This window comes from Collinsella sp. LCP21S3_A3 (assembly GCF_052118905.1).
Classification (GTDB): Bacteria; Actinomycetota; Coriobacteriia; order Coriobacteriales; family Coriobacteriaceae; genus Collinsella.
Genome location: NZ_JBQKGH010000006.1, coordinates 109866 through 128103 on the forward strand (window position 1 = coordinate 109866; position 18238 = coordinate 128103).

The window sequence follows — 18238 nt, forward strand, 5'->3', positions numbered from 1 at the left end:
CAGGGTTTTCGCTTGGGTTAGTCAAACGTTTTAGCGTTAATAAAACCCGAAACCAGCAGGCAATCATGGCGAAATAAATGGTTGAAAATCGCGCAATCATGTATATCAGTTGTTTATGCTCGTGTTTAGCTATCGGAATGGCCAGCCGCGGCCTCGGCGCGCTCGGCATTCCATGCAACGAGCGCCTCGTGGACCGCCTTGGCAACATCGGCAGGTATGCCGCGAACTTCCGCGATCTCTTGCTCACTCGCCGCGCGCAACCGCTTCATCGAGCCAAAATGGCGCATAATTGCACGTTTTCTAGTGGGTCCCACGCCTGGAACGTCATCGAGTACCGAGACCGTCATGGCTTTATCGCGCAATTCGCGATGGAACGTGATGGCAAAACGGTGCGATTCGTCGCGCACCTGCTTGATGAGATAGAGCGACGCAGACCCGGTTGGAAGTACGACAGGAGTCTCGTCCCAAGGCACGAAAACCTCCTCATCGGCCTTTGCCAAACCACAAACTGGTATATCGAGCCCAAGGGCCTCAAGTTGCTTAATTGCAGCCGTCAATTGCGGCTTGCCGCCGTCGACAACGAGCAAATCGGGGCGCGAGCCAAAACGTTCGTCGCCCATCCGCTCGGGAGCATAGCGACGCCCCAAAACCTCGGACATCGAAACGAAGTCGTTCGCCTCGTCCAATTCGGCCTGGATTTTAAAGCGGCGGTATTGGCTCTTGTCGGCGTGGCCGTTGGTAAACACCACCATCGAGGCAACCGTAAAGGTGCCATGAAGCGTAGAGATATCGAAGCACTCGATTCGCATTGGCGGCGCAGGTAGCGCCAAGGCGCTCTCAAGCTCCAGGAGCGCTCGATTGGTGCGATCGTCGGCGTATCCCGTGCGCATCATATAACGCATGAGGGCATGACGCGCATTTTTAGATGCCATATCGAGCAACCGGTGTTTTTCGCCGCGCTGAGGCCTATGGAGATGACAGGAACGCTCGCGCTTGTCCGAAAGCCACTCCCCTAGCGCCTCCGCATCCTCAAGCTCGACGGAAAGGTTCACCTCGGCTGGAATATCAGCCGTCTCGTCGTAATAGCGCTTGAGAAAGCCCGACTGAAGCTCCTCTTCATCGACATCCAGGCCCTTATCGAGAATGAACTCACAGGTTCGAACCGTTCGCCCCTCGCGCACAACAAACACGCAGGCGGCCGAAATGGTCTCTTCTCGATAGAAACCAATCACATCGAGATCGACACTCGACGGAAAAACGACCTGCTGTCGGTCGTCCAGGCCCCTAATAACTTCCAAGCGACGCTTGACGCGCGCCGCCCGCTCAAAATCGAGCGCTTCGGCGGCGTCCGTCATCTCGGATGTAAGCTCATCAACGACATCTTTACGATGGCCCGACAAAAATCGCTCGACGCGTTTAACGTTTTTAGCATAGTCGGCTGGAGAGATCGCACCGACGCATGCCCCCGGACCGCGGCCAACATGGAAGTCAAAGCAGGGACGCCCGTTTTGAGCGCAAATCATATTGACGATATCTTCTTCGCCCTTGTGGGACTCGACGATACGGCGGCATCGACGCCATTCCGCACAAGAAGCCGAGCAGATCGGGATTACCTTGCGCAGCGTATCAATGGTCTCGCGCGCCGCGCGGCTGTCGGTATAGGGACCAAAATAACGCGTTCCCGGCTTATGACGCTCACGAGTATATTTAATAGCTGGGAACAGATCGCTCTTGGTGATAGCGATAAAGGGATAGCTCTTATCGTCCTTAAGGTCGACATTAAAGTACGGATGGTATTGACCGATCAGGTTGCGCTCGAGCACCAGCGCCTCGTGCTCGTTCTCGACAACGATATAGTCAAAGCTCGCAACCAGCTGCATCATCAGTGGAATCTTTTGGCGCTCGTCCTGCAACGTCACATATTGACGCATGCGCGAGCGCAGATTTTTAGCCTTGCCAACGTAAATGACATCGCCCTTGGCATCTTTCCAAAGGTAGCAGCCAGGCTGCATGGGCACACGCGAAACCTGTTCGGCAAGCGTTGGAATGTTGTCATGACCTGCCACGACTGCCTACCTGCGGCGAAGAAGCGCGGAGACCTCAGGCATCTTTAGAAGGACGGCAAGGCCAAAAGTCACGGCAAGTGAAACCATGCCCGCGATGCAAACATAGCCCAAGGTAATAAGAATCGATCCGCCAAGCGCTCCGACAAAACTCTCGAGCGCCCACAAAACGCCGGCACCCGCTGCGGCACCCAGGCCGCCGAGCAAAAGGCCATAGAAGCAGCCGTGCAGAATAGATTTAACCTGAAGACCCTGCAGACGACGACGCAGCCACCACAGCGAACAGCCGACCAGAATCACATAGTCGACAACATACGACATCGCAATCGCAGGCATGCCATAGCCCAGCACCACACCAAACAGCAGAACCGAACCAGCCTGACCGATAGCAGAGTATAGGCAATAGCGGCTATAGGGCTTCATGTCGAGCAACGCCGAGAAGCTCTTCTGCATCAACACGACCACGCCGTAGAGCGGCAGGGAGAGCGCCAGATAAACCAGAAACTCGGACACAAGCGCCACACCCGACTCGTCGAACTTGCCGGCGCAATAAATCATGTTGAGCGGACGGGCAAACACAATGAGATATAGCGCGAAAGGAATCAGGAAGAAGAGCATCTGGGCCACGCCGCGCGAGATACCAACGCGCACGCTGTCATAATCCTTTTCCTGGGCATCGTGCGAAAGCTCGGTATAAAGCGCCGTCGAGAGCGAGGCGGCTATCAAGGCATAAGGCAGTGTGTACCAAAGGCGCGCATAGGCAATTACAGAAGGACCGGTCTCGGGCTGCACCACCAGCGCGGCTGCGTTGGTAATGGAAGTCGACACGAACATGCATACCGTAGCGAGCAACGTCGGGACGCCGAGCGCGAGCGTCTGTCGCAGTGCAGGATCCTTAAAGTCGATATGAATATGAGGCCGGACACCATGCTTACCGAGTGCGGGAATCTGGCACGCCATCTGGACAAAAACGCCAAGCGTCGTGCCGAGCGAAATCAAAACGACGCCCGCTTGCTCACCAAAGCAGGCAGATACGGGAGCGAAGCCCATAAAACTCGCAATGACAATCACATTGTTGAGTACCGGGGCGAACGTCGACCAAAAGTAGTCACGATGCGCGTTAAGAACGCCCGAGAACACCGAGCCCAAGCCGTAGAACAAAATCTGAATGGCAAAGAAACGGAACATGAATGCAGCGGTATCCATGCTTCCGCCATCGCCCGAAAGGAACGACTGCGTCCAGATAAAGCCCGGAGCAAACACGGTGCCCAACACCGAAATGCCGCCCAGCAGCAAAAGCAGGATGCCGAGCAGATTACCTACGTATTCGTTTGAGGCGTCGCGACCCTGCTCACGACGCACGCCCATGTACACCGGCAAAAAGGCGGTAACCAACATACCGCCCATCACGAGCTCATAGAGCATATTGGGCAGGTTGTTGGCGACCTGATAGGAAGACGAAAGCAGCGACATGCCGATGGCGGCAGCCATAGCCCAAGTACGGATAAACCCGGTGACGCGCGACACAATGGTCAGTGCAGTCATGAGGCCGGCAGAGCGGCCAACCGTAGAGTAGTCCGACGAGCCCATATCATCTACGTCGTCCTGTGATTGGGGGCTGACTTCAGTGTGTTGTCGAGAATCAACCTCGATATCAGGCTCATCGATTATCGCGAAGGGGTCGTCGACCAAAACGGCATCATCGGCAGAAAAAGCTCCGTCAACAGGCGTGACATCGTTGTCAAACGAAGCGTCATCGTTAGCTACGGCATTATTACCAAACACCGTGTCAACTTCCCTGGCGGCAGCGGTTCGACCAGAAAACGACAAAGGACCCCAATCATCGTCCTCAACAGCAACGCCCTCGACCGGATCGGTCGAGCCGAGCGGTGACCACTCGTCATCCAAAAGCAACTGCTCGCCATCACCGTCGGTTGCAGGCCTCGCGGGACGATCGGCTGGGACACCCTGCAGTGCGCCCTTTCCCTGAGCCGCCATCAAAAACACCGCCGTCTCATCGGGACGCGGCGCACGAGACGCCCCGGCGTCAGGCATCCGTCCGGCACGGGATTGAGCCGCGGCCAAAAACACCGCCGTCTCATCGGGGCGAGCCGAAGAGAGAATCGTGCGGGGAGGCACCGTACCGGCACCGGCGGCACGCAAATACACAGCCGTCTCCCCTGGATCTGCAGCAACGGACCAAGCGTTTCGAATCTGGTCATCGACCGAAGAAGCCTCAGGCGCGGGCGTCTGAGAAGCCGAACCCTTTGCAAAGTGAGCTCCGCGCTTCGATTCTTCCTGCGGCATCGCTCAGTCCTCTCTCGTGATCGGGGCAACCGTCGCCCCGCAAAATGCAACTAAGTCGTCGGGGGCAAGCTCAAGTTGATAGCCACGCTTACCGCCTGAGATAAAAATGGTATCCCAAAGGACGCATGTCTCATCGATCAGCGTCCGAAAGCGTTTTTTCATGCCGACTGGACTGCAGCCGCCCCGGACATACCCCGTCGCGGCAAGCAAGTCCTTGACATGCATCATGGTCAGCGACTTTTCACCAGCGGCGCGCGCGGCGGCCTTTAGGTCAAGCTCGTCGGCAACGGGAAGACAGCACACAACGTGTTCGTTGGACGGCGTCACGCAAACCAAGGTCTTAAACCCCTGGCCAGGCTCCTCGCCAAGTTGTTCCAAAATTGCAACGCCTAAACCCACCGACTCATCGCCATCGTCTTCATACGTATGGAGAATATAGGAGATGCCGGCGTTTTCCAGCTCGCGCATCGCATTGGTTTTCGGCGTCTTTGCAGCCTTTGCCATGGCATGTCCCTTCCCTCGCATTCGAACGTAACGCCTAAGTATATGTCCAATTTAGCCGCATACGTCATCTCGACACACAGAAGCGCCACCGAATCGAAAGGAATCGGTGGCGCTTCTCGTACGACGGCGTCTCTTTACTGGGCGTCGAGTTGTGCCTGACGCTCGCGGTCGCGCTTGAGCAGCGGTGCCAAGAACTTGCCCGTGTAACTCTGCGAACATGCCGCGACCTGCTCCGGCGTACCCGAGACCACGACGGTTCCGCCGCCATTGCCGCCCTCGGGACCCATATCGATCAGGCGGTCGGCAACCTTGATGACATCAAGGTTGTGTTCAATCACCAGCACCGTGTTGCCCGCATCGACCAAGCGCTGCAGCACATCGAGCAGCTGGCGGACGTCCTCAAAATGAAGGCCGGTCGTCGGCTCGTCCAAAATATAGAACGTCTTGCCCGTCTGGCGTCGATGAAGCTCCTTGGCGAGTTTCACACGCTGCGCCTCGCCGCCCGAAAGCGTCGTGGCAGGCTGCCCCAAACTCACATAGCCCAAGCCAACGTCATACAAAGTCTGAAGCTTGCGCTTAATCTGCGGGATATTCCCAAAGAAGGCCAGCGCCTCGGTGACGCTCATGTCGAGCACGTCCGAGATGGTCTTGCCACGGTAGGTGACCTCGAGTGTCTCGCGGTTGTAGCGTTTACCGCCGCAAACTTCGCAGGGAACGTAGATATCGGGAAGGAAGTGCATCTCGATCTTGATCTGTCCGTCGCCCTTGCACGCCTCACAGCGCCCGCCACTCACATTAAAGGAGAAACGACCCGGCGAGTAGCCGCGCGCCTTCGACTCCGGCGTACTCGCAAACAGCGCGCGAAGATCATCCCACAGGCCAATATAGGTAGCAGGGTTGGAACGCGGTGTGCGGCCAATCGGCGACTGGTCGATATCGATAACCTTATCGATACACTCGATGCCCTCGATTTTCTTATACGGACCCACAGGGCGCGTCGAACGGTGAATAGCATTCGTAAGGGCAGGCGCAATGGTGTCGGTAACCAGGGAGCTCTTGCCCGATCCCGACACGCCGGTAACAACCGTAAGCGTACCAAACTCGATCTTGGCAGTAACGTTTTTGAGGTTGTTAGCTCGAGCGCCCGTAATTTTAAGGCAGCCGCGACCGGGCTTGCGCCGTTCATCAGGCACCCGGATCATTCGTTTGCCGGTCAGATAAGCGCCCGTCATCGACTCAGGACACGCCATGATATCGGCAGGCGTTCCCGCCGCGACTACGTGTCCGCCGTTGACGCCGGCGCCGGGCCCCATGTCGATCACGTAGTCGGCGGCACGGATCGTGTCCTCGTCGTGTTCGACGACGATGACGGTATTGCCGATATCGCGCAGGCGCTCAAGGGTCTTGATCAGGCGCTCGTTGTCACGCTGATGAAGGCCGATCGATGGCTCGTCCAAAATGTACAGGACACCCATGAGGCCGGCGCCGATCTGCGTTGCCAGGCGAATACGCTGCGCCTCGCCACCAGAAAGCGTCGCCGAGGCACGATCGAGCGTCAGATAGTCGAGTCCAACATCGACCAGAAAACGCAAGCGCTCCAGGATTTCCTTGACGATGCGCCCGCCGATAAACTGTTGGCGCTCGGTGAGCTCCAGGCCCTCAAAAAACTCGAGCGACTCACGGCACGACAGGCAACAAACCTCGTAAATGGACTTGCCGCCCACGGTGACGGCGAGCATCTCAGGGCGCAAACGAGCGCCGTGGCAGCTCGAGCACGGTTCCTCGCGAATGTACTTCTCCAAGCGCGCCTTGGTGTTCTCGTTCGTCGTCTCGGTATAGCGTTCGTACAGGATGTTGCGAACGCCCGAAAACTTGGTATCCCACTGGCTACGACGTCCGTCGAGCTTTTGGTAGTCAACCGAGATCTTCGTATCGCCCAGGCCATCCAAGAATGCACGACGCACGCGAGGGGGCAAGTCCTCCCACGGCGTATCAGCGCTTACCTTAAAGTGTTTACAGACCGCAGCAAAAATCTGCGGGTAGTAGTTCGAATTGCCAAACAGGCTACCAAAGACTCCGTCGGCAATGGACTTCGAGGGGTCCTCGATCAGCGCCTCGGCATCAACGGTTTTCTTAAAGCCCAGGCCGTCGCACTCAGGACATGCGCCATAGGGAGCGTTAAACGAAAAATCACGCGGCTGAAGATCGTCAATGGAGTGTCCATGCTCCGGGCACGCCAAGGCCAACGAATACTCCAGCAGCTCGCCCTCGGTCCCCTCGGGAGCATCACGATCGGGCAGCATGTACACATTTACATTGCCGTGAGCCAGCGCGGTCGCCTGCTCAACGGACTCGGCGATACGGCCCAGAGAGTTCTCACGGATCACGATGCGATCGACCACGACCTCGATATCGTGCTTGAACTTCTTGTCCAGATCGATTGGATCGTCGAGCGAGCGCACTTCACCGTCGACACGCACGCGGCTAAAGCCCTCGGCGCGAAGGTCCTCAAACAGTTTGGTGTACTCGCCTTTTCGCCCGCGCACCACCGGTGCCAGCACAAACGCGCGGCGACCCTCCCCCGCCGCCAAGACCTTGTCGGCAACCTGGTCGGTCGTCTGGCGCTCAATGACGCGGCCGCATTCGGGACAGTGCGGGGTGCCCACACGGGCGAACAGCAGGCGCAGATAGTCATAAATCTCGGTTACGGTGCCAACCGTCGAGCGAGGGTTTTTAGACGTCGTCTTTTGGTCAATCGACACCGCCGGCGAAAGGCCGTCGATTGAATCCAAGTCGGGTTTGTCCATCTGGCCCAAAAACTGGCGCGCATAGCTCGAAAGGCTCTCGACGTATCGACGCTGGCCCTCGGCATAGATAGTGTCAAATGCCAGCGAGCTCTTGCCCGAGCCAGAAAGACCGGTAATGACCACGAGTTGGTCACGCGGAATGGAAACATCGATATCACGGAGGTTGTGCTCACGAGCGCCGCGAATAACGATAGAAGAATCAGACATGGAAGCTCCTTGCCTCCTATTGCATCGAATCATACTGCCGATGAGTTTAGCGCACTCGACGCGCACAGATGTTCGTAATACAAGATTCGCAGACCTTTAGCTTTGCGTATCGGGCGCTTTGTTTCTCGAAATGCCGTGGAAAGGTTACAGTAATCTAATCACTGAACTTAATTTGCTGTAACAGAGGAACGTCCATGACCGAAGATATCCCCCTTGAAATCACTTCGAGCGACATGGCCAATCTGCCCATATTCATCGCCGTCCTTATCGTGGCCACCGTCGTCGTGCGCGTGTATTTTTCAATCAAACACAATGAAAAGCCGCCCATTGCCCGCGTCTTTTGGTGCGCGACGCTCCTCATCCCGCTCGGCATGGTAGCTGCATGGATTACGAATCAATTGCTCGTAAATGAGGGCAGTTCCCTATGGGTCCTTTCTTATTCGGCGCTCGGTGCTGCCGCCGTCATACTTCTTGTCGAGCCTTTGGTTTCGGGACTTATCGACCAAACCGATCTTGCGACGGGAACGGTTGCCTGTATTTGCCGTGACATCCTTGTCATCGCCGCTGTTTCAGCGCTCTCGTTCGTTTCACTCGAAATTTCCTGCAACGAAACGTTCTATCGCATTCCCGCCAACTCATTCGGGTTTTCCGTCGGGCTGCTCGCGACGGTTCTGCTCTCCCTTTATTTGCTGGGACAGCGTCATGGAGGCGTCATGGTCCTCGTGCCCGTCGTCTGTTGCATCCTTGGCATTGCCGAGCACTTCGTCATAACGTTTAAAGGCGAGGCCATCCTGCCAAGCGATATCTTGGCCCTTGGCACCGCAATGGAAGTGAGCGAGGGATACGAGTTTACCTTTACCGCCGGAATCGTAACCTCTCTAGCCCTGCTAGAGATTTCCCTGGGGCTTCTTTCGCTTATTCGACCGAGAAAGCTCCGTACGCCCACCCATGTCTTCCCCGCAATCGCCGCTAACCTCTGCGCTTTTCTGCTAGTGACCGTTGTGGGGCTCTCGGGCTTTTCCAGCATCGACTTGGAGCAGGCGCTGAATTTTGGATTTGACCGTTGGCAGCCCATCACCACGTATGCGTCTCAGGGTTTTATCACTTCGTTCACCGAAATGGTCAACGAGTTGCCCATTGAGAAGCCCGAAGACTATACGCCCGATGAGGCGCAGAGCATCGAGCAAGAGCTCGCCGCCACCTACGACAGCACGTATGGCTCGAGCGAGCAGCGCGCGGCGGCCGTTGCCCAGTTCAATGAAATCAAGCCGACGATTGTTGCCGTCATGAACGAGAGTTTTAGCGACCTTTCGTGCTTTGAGCAGCTCCAGGCGGCCGGGTACACCGGCCCCGCATTCTACAACTCGCTTCCCGACACACTTGTTCGCGGCACCATGCTCGCTTCGGTCGCCGGTGGCGGAACGGCGAACTCCGAATTCGAATTTTTGACCGGAGCGACAACGGCCTTTGTCGGATTAGGCAAAATCCCCTATCAGCTATATCAGATGAATGGCGTCAACAGCCTGGCAAAGGACCTTAAGGAGCTTGGGTATACCGCTACCGCTATGCACCCGCAAAACCCCGTCAACTACCATCGAGATAAAATCTATCAGCAGCTGGGCTTTGGAGACTTTCTTTCAATCGGCGATTTCGAAGGTGCGCCCTGTTACCATGCCGGCGTATGCGACTACGCCACCTACGACAAGATACTCGACCTGCTTAGAACCGACGAAGCCCCGCAGTTCATCTTTGACGTCACGATGCAAAATCACGGCGGCTACGACTATGGCACCGTTCCCGCCGAAGAGCTGACAAACTATTGGGTCGAGGGAGCCAGCGAGGGCGCCAATAGCGCGCTCAACACCTATCTTACCTGCATCAACGCATCCGACCGGGACCTCGAGTACTTTATCAACGAGCTCCGCAATATCGGAAGACCGGTTGTCCTTGTCTTTTTTGGCGACCATCAGCCGAGCGCCGCAACGACTCTCAACGACGAGCTGTACCCTCAGGAAGATACGGCAAGCCACGCTTTCCGTATCTATCAGTCGACCTATTTCGTCTGGGCTAACTATGAAATCGCCGGCAATACCGAGCTCAACGTCTACGACACCGTCGGGGCAAACGAGATTGCAGCCATTACCCTTAATAAGATCGGCGCCCCGCTCACCGACTATCAAAAGGCTCTGCTTGCAACAAGGTCAGATGTGCCCACCATCAATGTCGCCGGCTATCTTGGTGCCGACGGGCTGCGCTACGATTTGGAATCTGAAGACAGCCCATACGCCTCGACGATCGACAAGCTGCAGCGCATGCAATACCTCGAGTTCGCCAGCAAAGTTCAGTAAGCCCGCTCATTCGCTTGGGCCCATCGTATTGCAAGCACACTCGGCCCAAATGCATCACAAATGACTCCCGCTCGCAAACGAGGGTACAATGACGCTCGTGTCACATCACGGGGCTCCGGCCCCAACATATACAAAGGAGTCATACATGGGTTGCGAGCACGCACAGGCCGCCGGCGGACAAACGTCGCCGTCGCAATTTGAGGAGAACACGCTGTCCGAGGTCAAACGCGTCATCGCCGTGCTTTCCGGCAAGGGCGGTGTCGGCAAGTCGTTTGTCACCGGTGCCATCGCCACCGAGCTTGCCCGTCACGGCCACAAGGTCGGCGTCCTCGATGCCGACATCACCGGTCCCTCTATCCCCAAGATGTTCGGTATGAGCGGACGCCACGTCCATGCCCTTGGCAACCTTATGCTGCCCGAAATCTCCGAGCACGGCGTCAAGGTCATGAGCTCCAACCTGCTGCTCCAAAACGAGACCGACCCCGTCCTTTGGCGCGGTCCTGTCATCGCAGGCGCCATTAGGCAGTTCTGGAGCGAGACCTCGTGGGGCCCCATCGACTATCTGCTGGTCGACATGCCTCCGGGAACAGGCGACGTCGCGCTCACCGTCTTCCAGTCGCTGCCCGTCGACGGCATCGTCATCGTCACGAGCCCGCAGGATCTGGTCTCGATGATCGTCGCCAAGGCGGTTAACATGGCCGAGAAGATGAACGTCCCCATTCTGGGCATTGTCGAGAACATGAGCTATATTGAGTGCCCCGACTGCGGCAAGAAGATCGAGGTCTTTGGCAAGAGCAAGCTCCCCGAGGTCGCAGAGCGCTATAACCTCGACATCTTGGGCCAGCTTCCCATTAATCCGGCACTCGCCGAGGCCTGCGATAAGGGCGAGGTCGAGACCGCGCTGCCCGATGGCATGTTGCCCCAGGCAGTCTCTGCCGTCGAGGCCATTGCCCCGCACGAGACCGACGAGGCCTAAGTGAACACGAGCGCCTTCTATGACGTCCTGGTAATCGGCGGCGGGGCTTCAGGCCTCGCCGCCGCCATTACGGCCGCACGCGCTGGCAAAAGCGTCTGCATCGTTGAGCGCGATGTCGCCTGCGGCCTTAAGCTCCTTGCGACCGGCAACGGTCGCTGCAACCTCTCCAACGAATCGATTGATCCACAGCGGTATAACCACCCCGCATTCGTCGAATCCGTCATGGGCCCCCAGCCCGAACAAGAGCTTATGGGTTTCTTCTCCTCGCTGGGCATCATGACAACCTCCGAGGAAGGCCGGCTGTACCCGCGCTCCCTTCGCGCCGAATCGGTACGCGACGCGCTTCTCAACGTTTGCGACCGCCTAGGTATCACCTTAGTCTGCGGGGCCAACGTTGCCTCGGCGCACAAAGCTTCCGAAGGCTGGGCACTCCAAATAAACCGTCCAGCGCGGGCGCTCAAGGCAAAAAAGCACGACGACCGAAAATCGGAGCTCCGCTCGCTTCGGAAAGCACTCGCCGATGTCCCTCGCAAGAACGAGGCCCTGGAGGCACATGCCGTAATTATCGCCACGGGTGGCAACCCCACCGGTATCGCCGATACGTTTAGCCTCCCCCTCACTTCGCTGCGCCCCATCCTCTGCCCCGTATCGGCAACGGTCGTCGGCGATCGGGCGGCACTCAAGACGTTGGATGGTCTGCGCGTCCGCGCCCGCTTGACGCTCACCCGTAACCATAGTGAGCTCTGGCACGAAGACGGTGAAGTACTGTTTCGAACCTTCGGTATCTCGGGCGTCGCTGTCTTCAACCTCTCCCGTCGTATCCAGCGCGGCGATACGATCTTGCTCGACGTTTTCCCCGACCTCTCTAAAGACGAGTTGCTCGATATGCTTAACCGGCGCGTTGAGCTGCTCGGCGGCTTTTCGCCCCGCGATCCCCGTTGGCTCGACGGCATGCTCGCCCCGCAACTCTCCCGCGTCGTCTGCACAGCGTTCGAGCAGTGCCATCCAGGCTCCAACGATGTCGTCCACCTGGTCTCGTTCCTCAAGCACTTTAAGTTGCTCGTCGAGGGAACAGCCGAGGAGCGCTCGGCGCAGGTCACGCGTGGTGGCGTATCTGTCGAGAGCATCTCAACACCCAGTCTACACGCGTGCAGCGTTGTCGACGCCCCGCTTTACGTCTGCGGCGAAGCGCTCGACATCGACGCCGATTGCGGAGGCTTTAACCTTGCGTGGGCCTGGATCTCGGGCATTCGCGCTGCAAGCAGCCTGTAGCCGCACAGTCTATAATCAAAAACGCATTCGGGCCGTCTGGGATACCGGACGGCCTCTTTCTTGCCTCTAAGGAGACCTCGATGATCGAACTCACCCAAGTCAACGCGTCACTCGATGAAGCCGGCGATGAAAATGCCTGCCTCATTGTTGGCAAGCGATTCGCCAAGCGCGTCCTGCGTTGCAAGGACTCCGAGATCAAGTCCATCGAGCTCCACCGCAAGTCAATCGACGCTCGCAAAAAACGAGACGTCCATTTTATCCTGAGCTTTCGTGTTGAGCTGACTAGTCCCCACCTCGAGCGAGAAGCGGTCGACAGCGTTGCCGAGCGTGACCGCTCGCGCGTACGCGCGATAGAAGACGATGAGCCTTCATTCCCCTCCCCCGTTTCTAGCGCACCCAAAGAGCGCCCCGTCGTCGTCGGTGCCGGATGTGCCGGCCTTTTCGCCGCACTCACCCTTGCCGAAGCGGGTCTGAAGCCCTTGCTCATCGAGCGCGGCGACCCGGCATTTCGCCGCTCGCATGCGATCGACCTCTTTCTAAAGGAGCGTATCCTCGACCCCGAGAGCAATATCCAGTTTGGCCTGGGCGGCGCGGGGACCTTCTCGGACGGCAAGCTCAATACGGGAACCAAAAATCCCGCCCATCGCCTCATCCTCGATACCTTCGTCGAGGCGGGTGCGCCCCGCAATATTCTGTGGGATGCCAAGCCGCACATTGGCTCCGACATCCTTCCCACGGTTGTTACCGCTATATCCCAGCGCATCGAGCAGCTCGGAGGTATCGTCCGTTATCGAACAAAACTCGTCGACATTCGCATCGACGCGTCTGGCGCCATCACCGGTATTGATGTCCAATCGTCCCAAGACGCCGCTTACGAGCCAATTGAGACAAAGCACCTCATCCTCGCCTGCGGGCATTCTGCTCGCGATATTTTTGAACTCCTTAAGGACCACAACGTGGCCCTCGCACAAAAGACCTTTGCCATGGGCGTTCGCATCGAGCATCCGCAGCGCGACATCGACCGAGCCCAATATGGAGCCTCGGCGGGACATCCTGCCCTCGGAGCAGCCCCCTACAAACTCGTCGCCCATCTTCCCAACGGCCGCAGCGTGTTCTCGTTTTGCATGTGCCCCGGCGGGCAGGTTGTCGCCGCCTCTTCCGAGCAGGGCCACCTGTGCGTCAACGGCGCCAGCCTCAATGCCCGCGACGGCCGTAACGCAAATGCCGCCCTGCTCGTTAACGTCACGCCTGAGGACCTTCCCGACGATGACCCGCTCGCCGGCATCGAGCTCCAGCGCGCCTGCGAGGCGGCCGCCTATCGCCTGGGCGGTTCCAACTGGAACGCACCGGCACAACTCGTCGGAGATTTCCTCGCAGGACGCGCCAGCAAGGCGCCCGGAAAGGTAAAGCCCACCTATCCGCTCGGTGTGACCTGGACGGCAATTGACGAAGCCCTGCCGCAGCATATCGTCGAGTCGCTCCGCCTGGGACTTCCCCTACTCGGAAAAAAGCTACGGGGCTACGACCGCCCCGATGCCGTTCTTACCGGCGTGGAGACTCGTTCGAGCTCACCGGTCACTGTCACCCGAGACCGAACGTGCCATGCCGTGTCGACCCCGGGCCTCTACCCTTGTGGTGAGGGAGCTGGATATGCCGGAGGCATCATGAGCGCGGCCACCGACGGTATCCGTTGTGCCGAAGCCCTGATCGCAGACCTCTAGCGAACGAATTCCAGCGCGCAAAAGACACAGGCCCCGAGCTCCACAGGGAACTCGGGGCCTGTTCGCTATTTCTTAAACCGTGCACCCTGGCGTTTTCTACCCGATGCGAACGTGGAACCCTTGCGGGCCTGCGAACGCAAGCGCTCGATCGTCTCGTCCTCAGACGCACCCTCGAGCATCGCCCGAATCTGAACGACAGCATCACGCAGGCGCGCCGCCTCCTCAAAGTCCATGACGGCAGAAGCGTTACGCATATCCTCTTCCATGGTTTCGACGATCCGCACAAGCTCGTCATGCGGTAGTTCTTCCAACTGTTCCGCAAGTGTCTGCTCGGGCGCCACCGTTTCCGGCACACCGCCCTCGCCCGACTCATCGGGCGTATAGAATGCGCCATGGCCAAGAGAGTCGCCCTTCGAGCGTCCCTTGGAGCCCACAGTTTTTTCGGCCTCGGCAATAAAACTTGAGATGTCGTTGATGGCCTTGCGCACTGTCTTGGGCACAATGCCATGTTCTTCGTTATATGCCATCTGAATCTCGCGACGGCGCCGCGTCTCCTCGATGGCCGCTTTCATCGAATCGGTCACAACGTCTGCATACATGATGACTTCGCCATCGGCGTTACGGGCCGCACGGCCAATCGTCTGAATCAGCGAACGGCGGTTGCGCAAGAAGCCTTCCTTATCGGCATCGAGAATTGCCACCAGTGAGACCTCGGGAAGATCCAAGCCCTCGCGAAGCAGGTTGATGCCAACGAGAACATCGATCTTGCCCTCGCGCAGCGTTCGCAGGATCTCGACACGGTCCATTGTCGCCGTATCAGAGTGCATGTAATTGACCTTAATGCCCGCATCAAGTAGATGGTCGGTCAGGTCCTCGGCCATGCGCTTGGTCAACGTGGTCACCAGCACGCGCTCCTTGCGGGCAACGCGCTCGCGAATCTCGTCCTCAAGATCGTCAATCTGACCGCGAACGGGACGCACGTCGATCTTGGGATCGAGCAGGCCGGTCGGACGAATAATCTGCTCCACGTCGTTTTGGCTCACCCGCAGCTCGTAGTCGCCCGGCGTTGCCGAAACATAGATGAACTGCGGAATCCTCGCCTCAAACTCATCGAAGCGAAGCGGACGATTGTCGAGCGCCGAGGGCAGGCGAAAACCATGCTCAACAAGCGTAACTTTGCGCGATCGGTCGCCTTCGTGCATGCCGCGAATCTGTGGCACCGTCACGTGGCTCTCGTCTATGATGCAGAGCATGTCCTTGGGGAAGTAGTCAATCAAGGTAAACGGCGGTTCACCCGGCTTACGCCCGTCCAGATGACGCGAGTAGTTCTCGATGCCGTTGCAAAAGCCCATGGTCTCGAGCATCTCGAGGTCATAATCGGTCCGTTGCTGTAGACGTTGCGCCTCGAGCAACTTGTCGGTCGCCTTGAGCTCCGCCACGCGCTTCTCGCACTCTTCACTGATTGACTTCAAGGCCGCCTTGACCTTGGGCTTCTCGGTCACATAGTGCGATGCCGGCCACACGGGAATAGCCTCATACTCACGAAGCATCTCACCGGTAACCTCATCGATTTCGGCGATAAGCTCGACCTCATCGCCAAAGAACTCAAATCGCAACGGATGCTCGGCATAGGGCGGATACACATCGACAACATCACCGCGCACGCGGAAGGTGCCACGCGCCAAGTCATAGTCGTTCCGGTCGTACTGAATGTCGATGAGCGCATGGATAAAGTCATCGCGCTCGAGCGGTACTTTCTTGTCGACATTCGGCGCCAGCCCCGCATAGTCCTCAGGAGAGCCGATGCCATAGATGCAGGACACCGAAGCAACGACGATCACATCGCGTCGAGAAAGCAACGAGGCGGTCGCCTGATGTCGAAGCATCTCGACTTCTTCGTTAATCGAAGCATCCTTCTCGATATACGTATCGCTTTGCGGCACATATGCCTCGGGCTGATAGTAGTCGTAGTACGAGACGAAGTAGACCACGGCGTTGTTGGGAAAGAATTCTTTGAGCTCGCTCGCAAGCTGGGCGGCGAGGGTTTTGTTGGGGGCCATGACCAGCGTTGGCTTACCGAGAGCTTCGATGGTCTTGGCCATGGTAAAGGTCTTGCCCGAGCCGGTCACGCCAAGCAAAACCTGATAGCGGTCTCCTTCCCTCACACCCTGCACAAGCGACTCAATGGCCTTAGGCTGTGAACCTGCAGGCTCATAGGGAGACACGACCTCAAACGGTACCTCGGAGCCCTCAACGCCAAAACGTTTGAGCTCTCCGCCAACACGCTCAACTTCAAAATCCGCCATGGATACTCCTAACTCATACATCTGCAGTATACGCAGGCGGCAGGCATAGTCCTATACGAACCGGTCGGGATAGAGGGTCTTATAGCGAATCCAGGCATTATTGACACGAATCAAATAGGCTTGCGTCTCGGGAAAGGCAATCGCGTTATGGAGCGATGTGTTTTGCTGCGCCCACCCATCGACATTGCCCATTCCGGCATTGTAAGCAGCAATAGCGCTATCCGTCGAACCATTGAAATACGTCAACAGGTACGAGAGGTACGCGCACCCAAATTCGATATTCGAAGCGGGGTCATTCAGGTTATCGGCAGAATACTCATCCCCGTCGACAAGGCCCTTAGCGATCATATCCTGAGCGGTTTCGGGCATAAGTTGCATGAGACCTTGGGCGCCCTGGTTTGATTCCGCCTCGGGATCCCAATTTGATTCCGACTTGATGACGGCACACACCAGATACGGATCGAGATTATGCGAAATACTGGACTGCTTTACATACGCCTCATAGTCAATCGGATAGAACGGTTTAAAGAAAGCGGCGGGAGCACACGAGTAAACGAGCGAGATAAGGCCAAAGACGAAAACGACAACCAGCGGCACAAGGCGATACCACGTAAAGAAACGCGTCTTAGGCATCTGTCGTCTCCTTATCCATAGCATCCATAAGGCCATGGCGAGCAAGCCACGCGTCCAGTTGTTCAAAGAGCGAGCTGTCGCCCGCTGCGTTATCAATCACGGTCGTGGCGAGACTGCAAAGCGAAGACTCATCGGGTTGGCAAGCACAGCGAGCATCAAAATCGGATGGCTCCATACCACGGTGAATAGCGCGTTCGCGACGGACCGCTAAAGGAGCGCTAACAACCATAATTTCATCCGCAAGGCCAAAGGCATCCTCAAAGCCAGTCGGAGCAGATACTTCGACCGCCGCAAAGGGATAGCGGGGGGACGAAACCGTACAGCAAGCAGGATCGAGAATCCTCAGCGAAAGCTGCTCAATGAGAGCGGGGTGAACAATACTATTGAGCCTTGCAACCGTATCGGGAGAAACAAAAGCTCGAGAAGCGAGAACGTTACGTCGAACACCGCCATCCTCGTCCAAAATATCCCAGCCAAACTCTTCAGCAAGAGCATTGACGATATCCGACCCCGGTACGTACAGCGATTTGGCAAGAACATCTAAATCGATAAGCAGGGCTCCGCGAGATTCCAGAAAGCGGCAGGCAGTCGATTTACCCGAAGCAATATTGCCCAAAACGAAAACGGTAAACATCAAGCCCTCCCTAACGTCAATGCGAGTAATTATCGCGCAAATACAAAGCGACGGTTCAAAAAACAGCCAAACAGTAAGAGAGTCAAAGGAAGAGTCCGCTCACAAGGCACAGCTTGTATATAGCGCAAAAAAGGGGGAGGCCGCGAGGCCTCCCCCTTCTCGATTCTCGATGACGGCTCGGTGCCGTCCACCGGTCAGCGGCGCCCTGGCCTCCCACGGGCTGGCCCCGCAGTACTCTCGGCGCGATGGGGCTTAGCTTCCGGGTTCGGAACGGGACCGGGCGTGCCCCCCATGCTCTGGCCGCTGACCGGTGGGCGGCGCCCACCGTTACGGTGCCCGGTGTCTCATCCACGTGCCCTGGGGGCCGCATGGCGTATAGGGGAGGTGACTCGGGGGCATCCTCGTGCCCGGACCGCGCGTGAGCGCTGGGTCCCGCGGGCCGCGAGGTGCGGTTCCGGAA

At 57.6% G+C, this 18238-nt stretch carries 11 protein-coding genes and 1 rRNA gene; 4 read left to right on the forward strand and 8 right to left on the reverse strand.

Annotation, left to right across the window (positions count from 1 at the left end; translation table 11 throughout):
• Nucleotides 1-125: 125 nt before the first annotated feature.
• From uvrC to uvrA, 4 genes are all read right to left on the reverse strand, one after another.
• Nucleotides 126-2012, reverse strand: coding sequence for an excinuclease ABC subunit UvrC (gene uvrC / locus ACTQ0H_RS04955; RefSeq protein ID WP_427728785.1), 1887 nt, complete (start codon nucleotides 2010-2012; stop codon nucleotides 126-128).
• 60 nt (nucleotides 2013-2072) lie between these two features.
• A complete protein-coding gene (gene murJ, locus ACTQ0H_RS04960; RefSeq protein ID WP_441064043.1) occupies nucleotides 2073-4370 on the reverse strand; it encodes a murein biosynthesis integral membrane protein MurJ in 2298 nt (765 codons plus the stop codon).
• Between the two features lie 3 nt (nucleotides 4371-4373).
• Nucleotides 4374-4874 (reverse strand): Cys-tRNA(Pro) deacylase, encoded by a 501-nt coding sequence (gene ybaK, locus ACTQ0H_RS04965; RefSeq protein WP_154517518.1) that lies wholly within the window; start codon nucleotides 4872-4874, stop codon nucleotides 4374-4376.
• Between the two features lie 134 nt (nucleotides 4875-5008).
• Nucleotides 5009-7888, reverse strand: a complete 2880-nt coding sequence (gene uvrA / locus ACTQ0H_RS04970; RefSeq protein ID WP_427728763.1) for an excinuclease ABC subunit UvrA — start codon at nucleotides 7886-7888, stop codon at nucleotides 5009-5011.
• A gap of 194 nt (nucleotides 7889-8082) precedes the next feature.
• Between uvrA and ACTQ0H_RS04975 the strand changes: the two genes are divergently transcribed.
• From ACTQ0H_RS04975 to ACTQ0H_RS04990, 4 genes are all read left to right on the forward strand, one after another.
• The gene (locus ACTQ0H_RS04975) at nucleotides 8083-10236 is read left to right on the forward strand and encodes an LTA synthase family protein (RefSeq protein WP_441064046.1); all 2154 of its coding nucleotides are present in this window, start codon (nucleotides 8083-8085) and stop codon (nucleotides 10234-10236) included.
• A gap of 145 nt (nucleotides 10237-10381) precedes the next feature.
• Nucleotides 10382-11212, forward strand: a complete 831-nt coding sequence (locus tag ACTQ0H_RS04980; protein ID WP_427718672.1) for an Mrp/NBP35 family ATP-binding protein — start codon at nucleotides 10382-10384, stop codon at nucleotides 11210-11212.
• Nucleotides 11213-12484 (forward strand): NAD(P)/FAD-dependent oxidoreductase, encoded by a 1272-nt coding sequence (locus ACTQ0H_RS04985; protein ID WP_441064048.1) that lies wholly within the window; start codon nucleotides 11213-11215, stop codon nucleotides 12482-12484. It abuts the gene before it with no gap.
• A gap of 80 nt (nucleotides 12485-12564) precedes the next feature.
• Nucleotides 12565-14205: an NAD(P)/FAD-dependent oxidoreductase gene (locus ACTQ0H_RS04990; RefSeq protein WP_441064049.1), complete on the forward strand. Its 1641-nt coding sequence runs from the start codon at nucleotides 12565-12567 to the stop codon at nucleotides 14203-14205.
• Nucleotides 14206-14270: 65 nt separating this feature from the next.
• On the opposite strand, the gene uvrB is transcribed toward ACTQ0H_RS04990, so the two are convergent.
• The 4 genes from uvrB to rrf all read right to left on the reverse strand — a co-directional run bounded on the left by uvrB (nucleotide 14271) and on the right by rrf (nucleotide 18086).
• Complete coding sequence (gene uvrB / locus ACTQ0H_RS04995) at nucleotides 14271-16511, reverse strand: excinuclease ABC subunit UvrB (RefSeq protein ID WP_441064051.1); 2241 nt, start codon at nucleotides 16509-16511, stop codon at nucleotides 14271-14273.
• Nucleotides 16512-16562: 51 nt separating this feature from the next.
• Nucleotides 16563-17144, reverse strand: a complete 582-nt coding sequence (locus tag ACTQ0H_RS05000; RefSeq protein ID WP_441032774.1) for a lytic transglycosylase domain-containing protein — start codon at nucleotides 17142-17144, stop codon at nucleotides 16563-16565.
• Complete coding sequence (coaE, locus tag ACTQ0H_RS05005; protein ID WP_154517538.1) at nucleotides 17137-17778, reverse strand: dephospho-CoA kinase; 642 nt, start codon at nucleotides 17776-17778, stop codon at nucleotides 17137-17139. Before coaE ends, ACTQ0H_RS05000 begins: the two co-directional genes overlap by 8 nt.
• Nucleotides 17779-17970: 192 nt before the next feature.
• A 5S ribosomal RNA gene (gene rrf, locus ACTQ0H_RS05010) occupies nucleotides 17971-18086 on the reverse strand.
• Between the last annotated feature and the right edge of the window lie 152 nt (nucleotides 18087-18238).

Bases quoted from the DNA above. Each gene is read 5' to 3' on its own strand.
- uvrB (WP_441064051.1), bottom strand. From the start codon at position 16,511: ATGGCGGATTTTGAAGTTGAGCGTGTTGGCGGAGAGCTCAAACGTTTT.
- uvrC (WP_427728785.1), bottom strand. From the start codon at position 2,012: ATGCAGCCTGGCTGCTACCTTTGGAAAGATGCCAAGGGCGATGTCATT.
- murJ (WP_441064043.1), bottom strand. From the start codon at position 4,370: ATGCCGCAGGAAGAATCGAAGCGCGGAGCTCACTTTGCAAAGGGTTCG.
- coaE (WP_154517538.1), bottom strand. From the start codon at position 17,778: ATGTTTACCGTTTTCGTTTTGGGCAATATTGCTTCGGGTAAATCGACT.
- ACTQ0H_RS04975 (WP_441064046.1), top strand. From the start codon at position 8,083: ATGACCGAAGATATCCCCCTTGAAATCACTTCGAGCGACATGGCCAAT.
- uvrA (WP_427728763.1), bottom strand. From the start codon at position 7,888: ATGTCTGATTCTTCTATCGTTATTCGCGGCGCTCGTGAGCACAACCTC.
- ACTQ0H_RS05000 (WP_441032774.1), bottom strand. From the start codon at position 17,144: ATGCCTAAGACGCGTTTCTTTACGTGGTATCGCCTTGTGCCGCTGGTT.
- ybaK (WP_154517518.1), bottom strand. From the start codon at position 4,874: ATGGCAAAGGCTGCAAAGACGCCGAAAACCAATGCGATGCGCGAGCTG.
- ACTQ0H_RS04990 (WP_441064049.1), top strand. From the start codon at position 12,565: ATGATCGAACTCACCCAAGTCAACGCGTCACTCGATGAAGCCGGCGAT.
- ACTQ0H_RS04980 (WP_427718672.1), top strand. From the start codon at position 10,382: ATGGGTTGCGAGCACGCACAGGCCGCCGGCGGACAAACGTCGCCGTCG.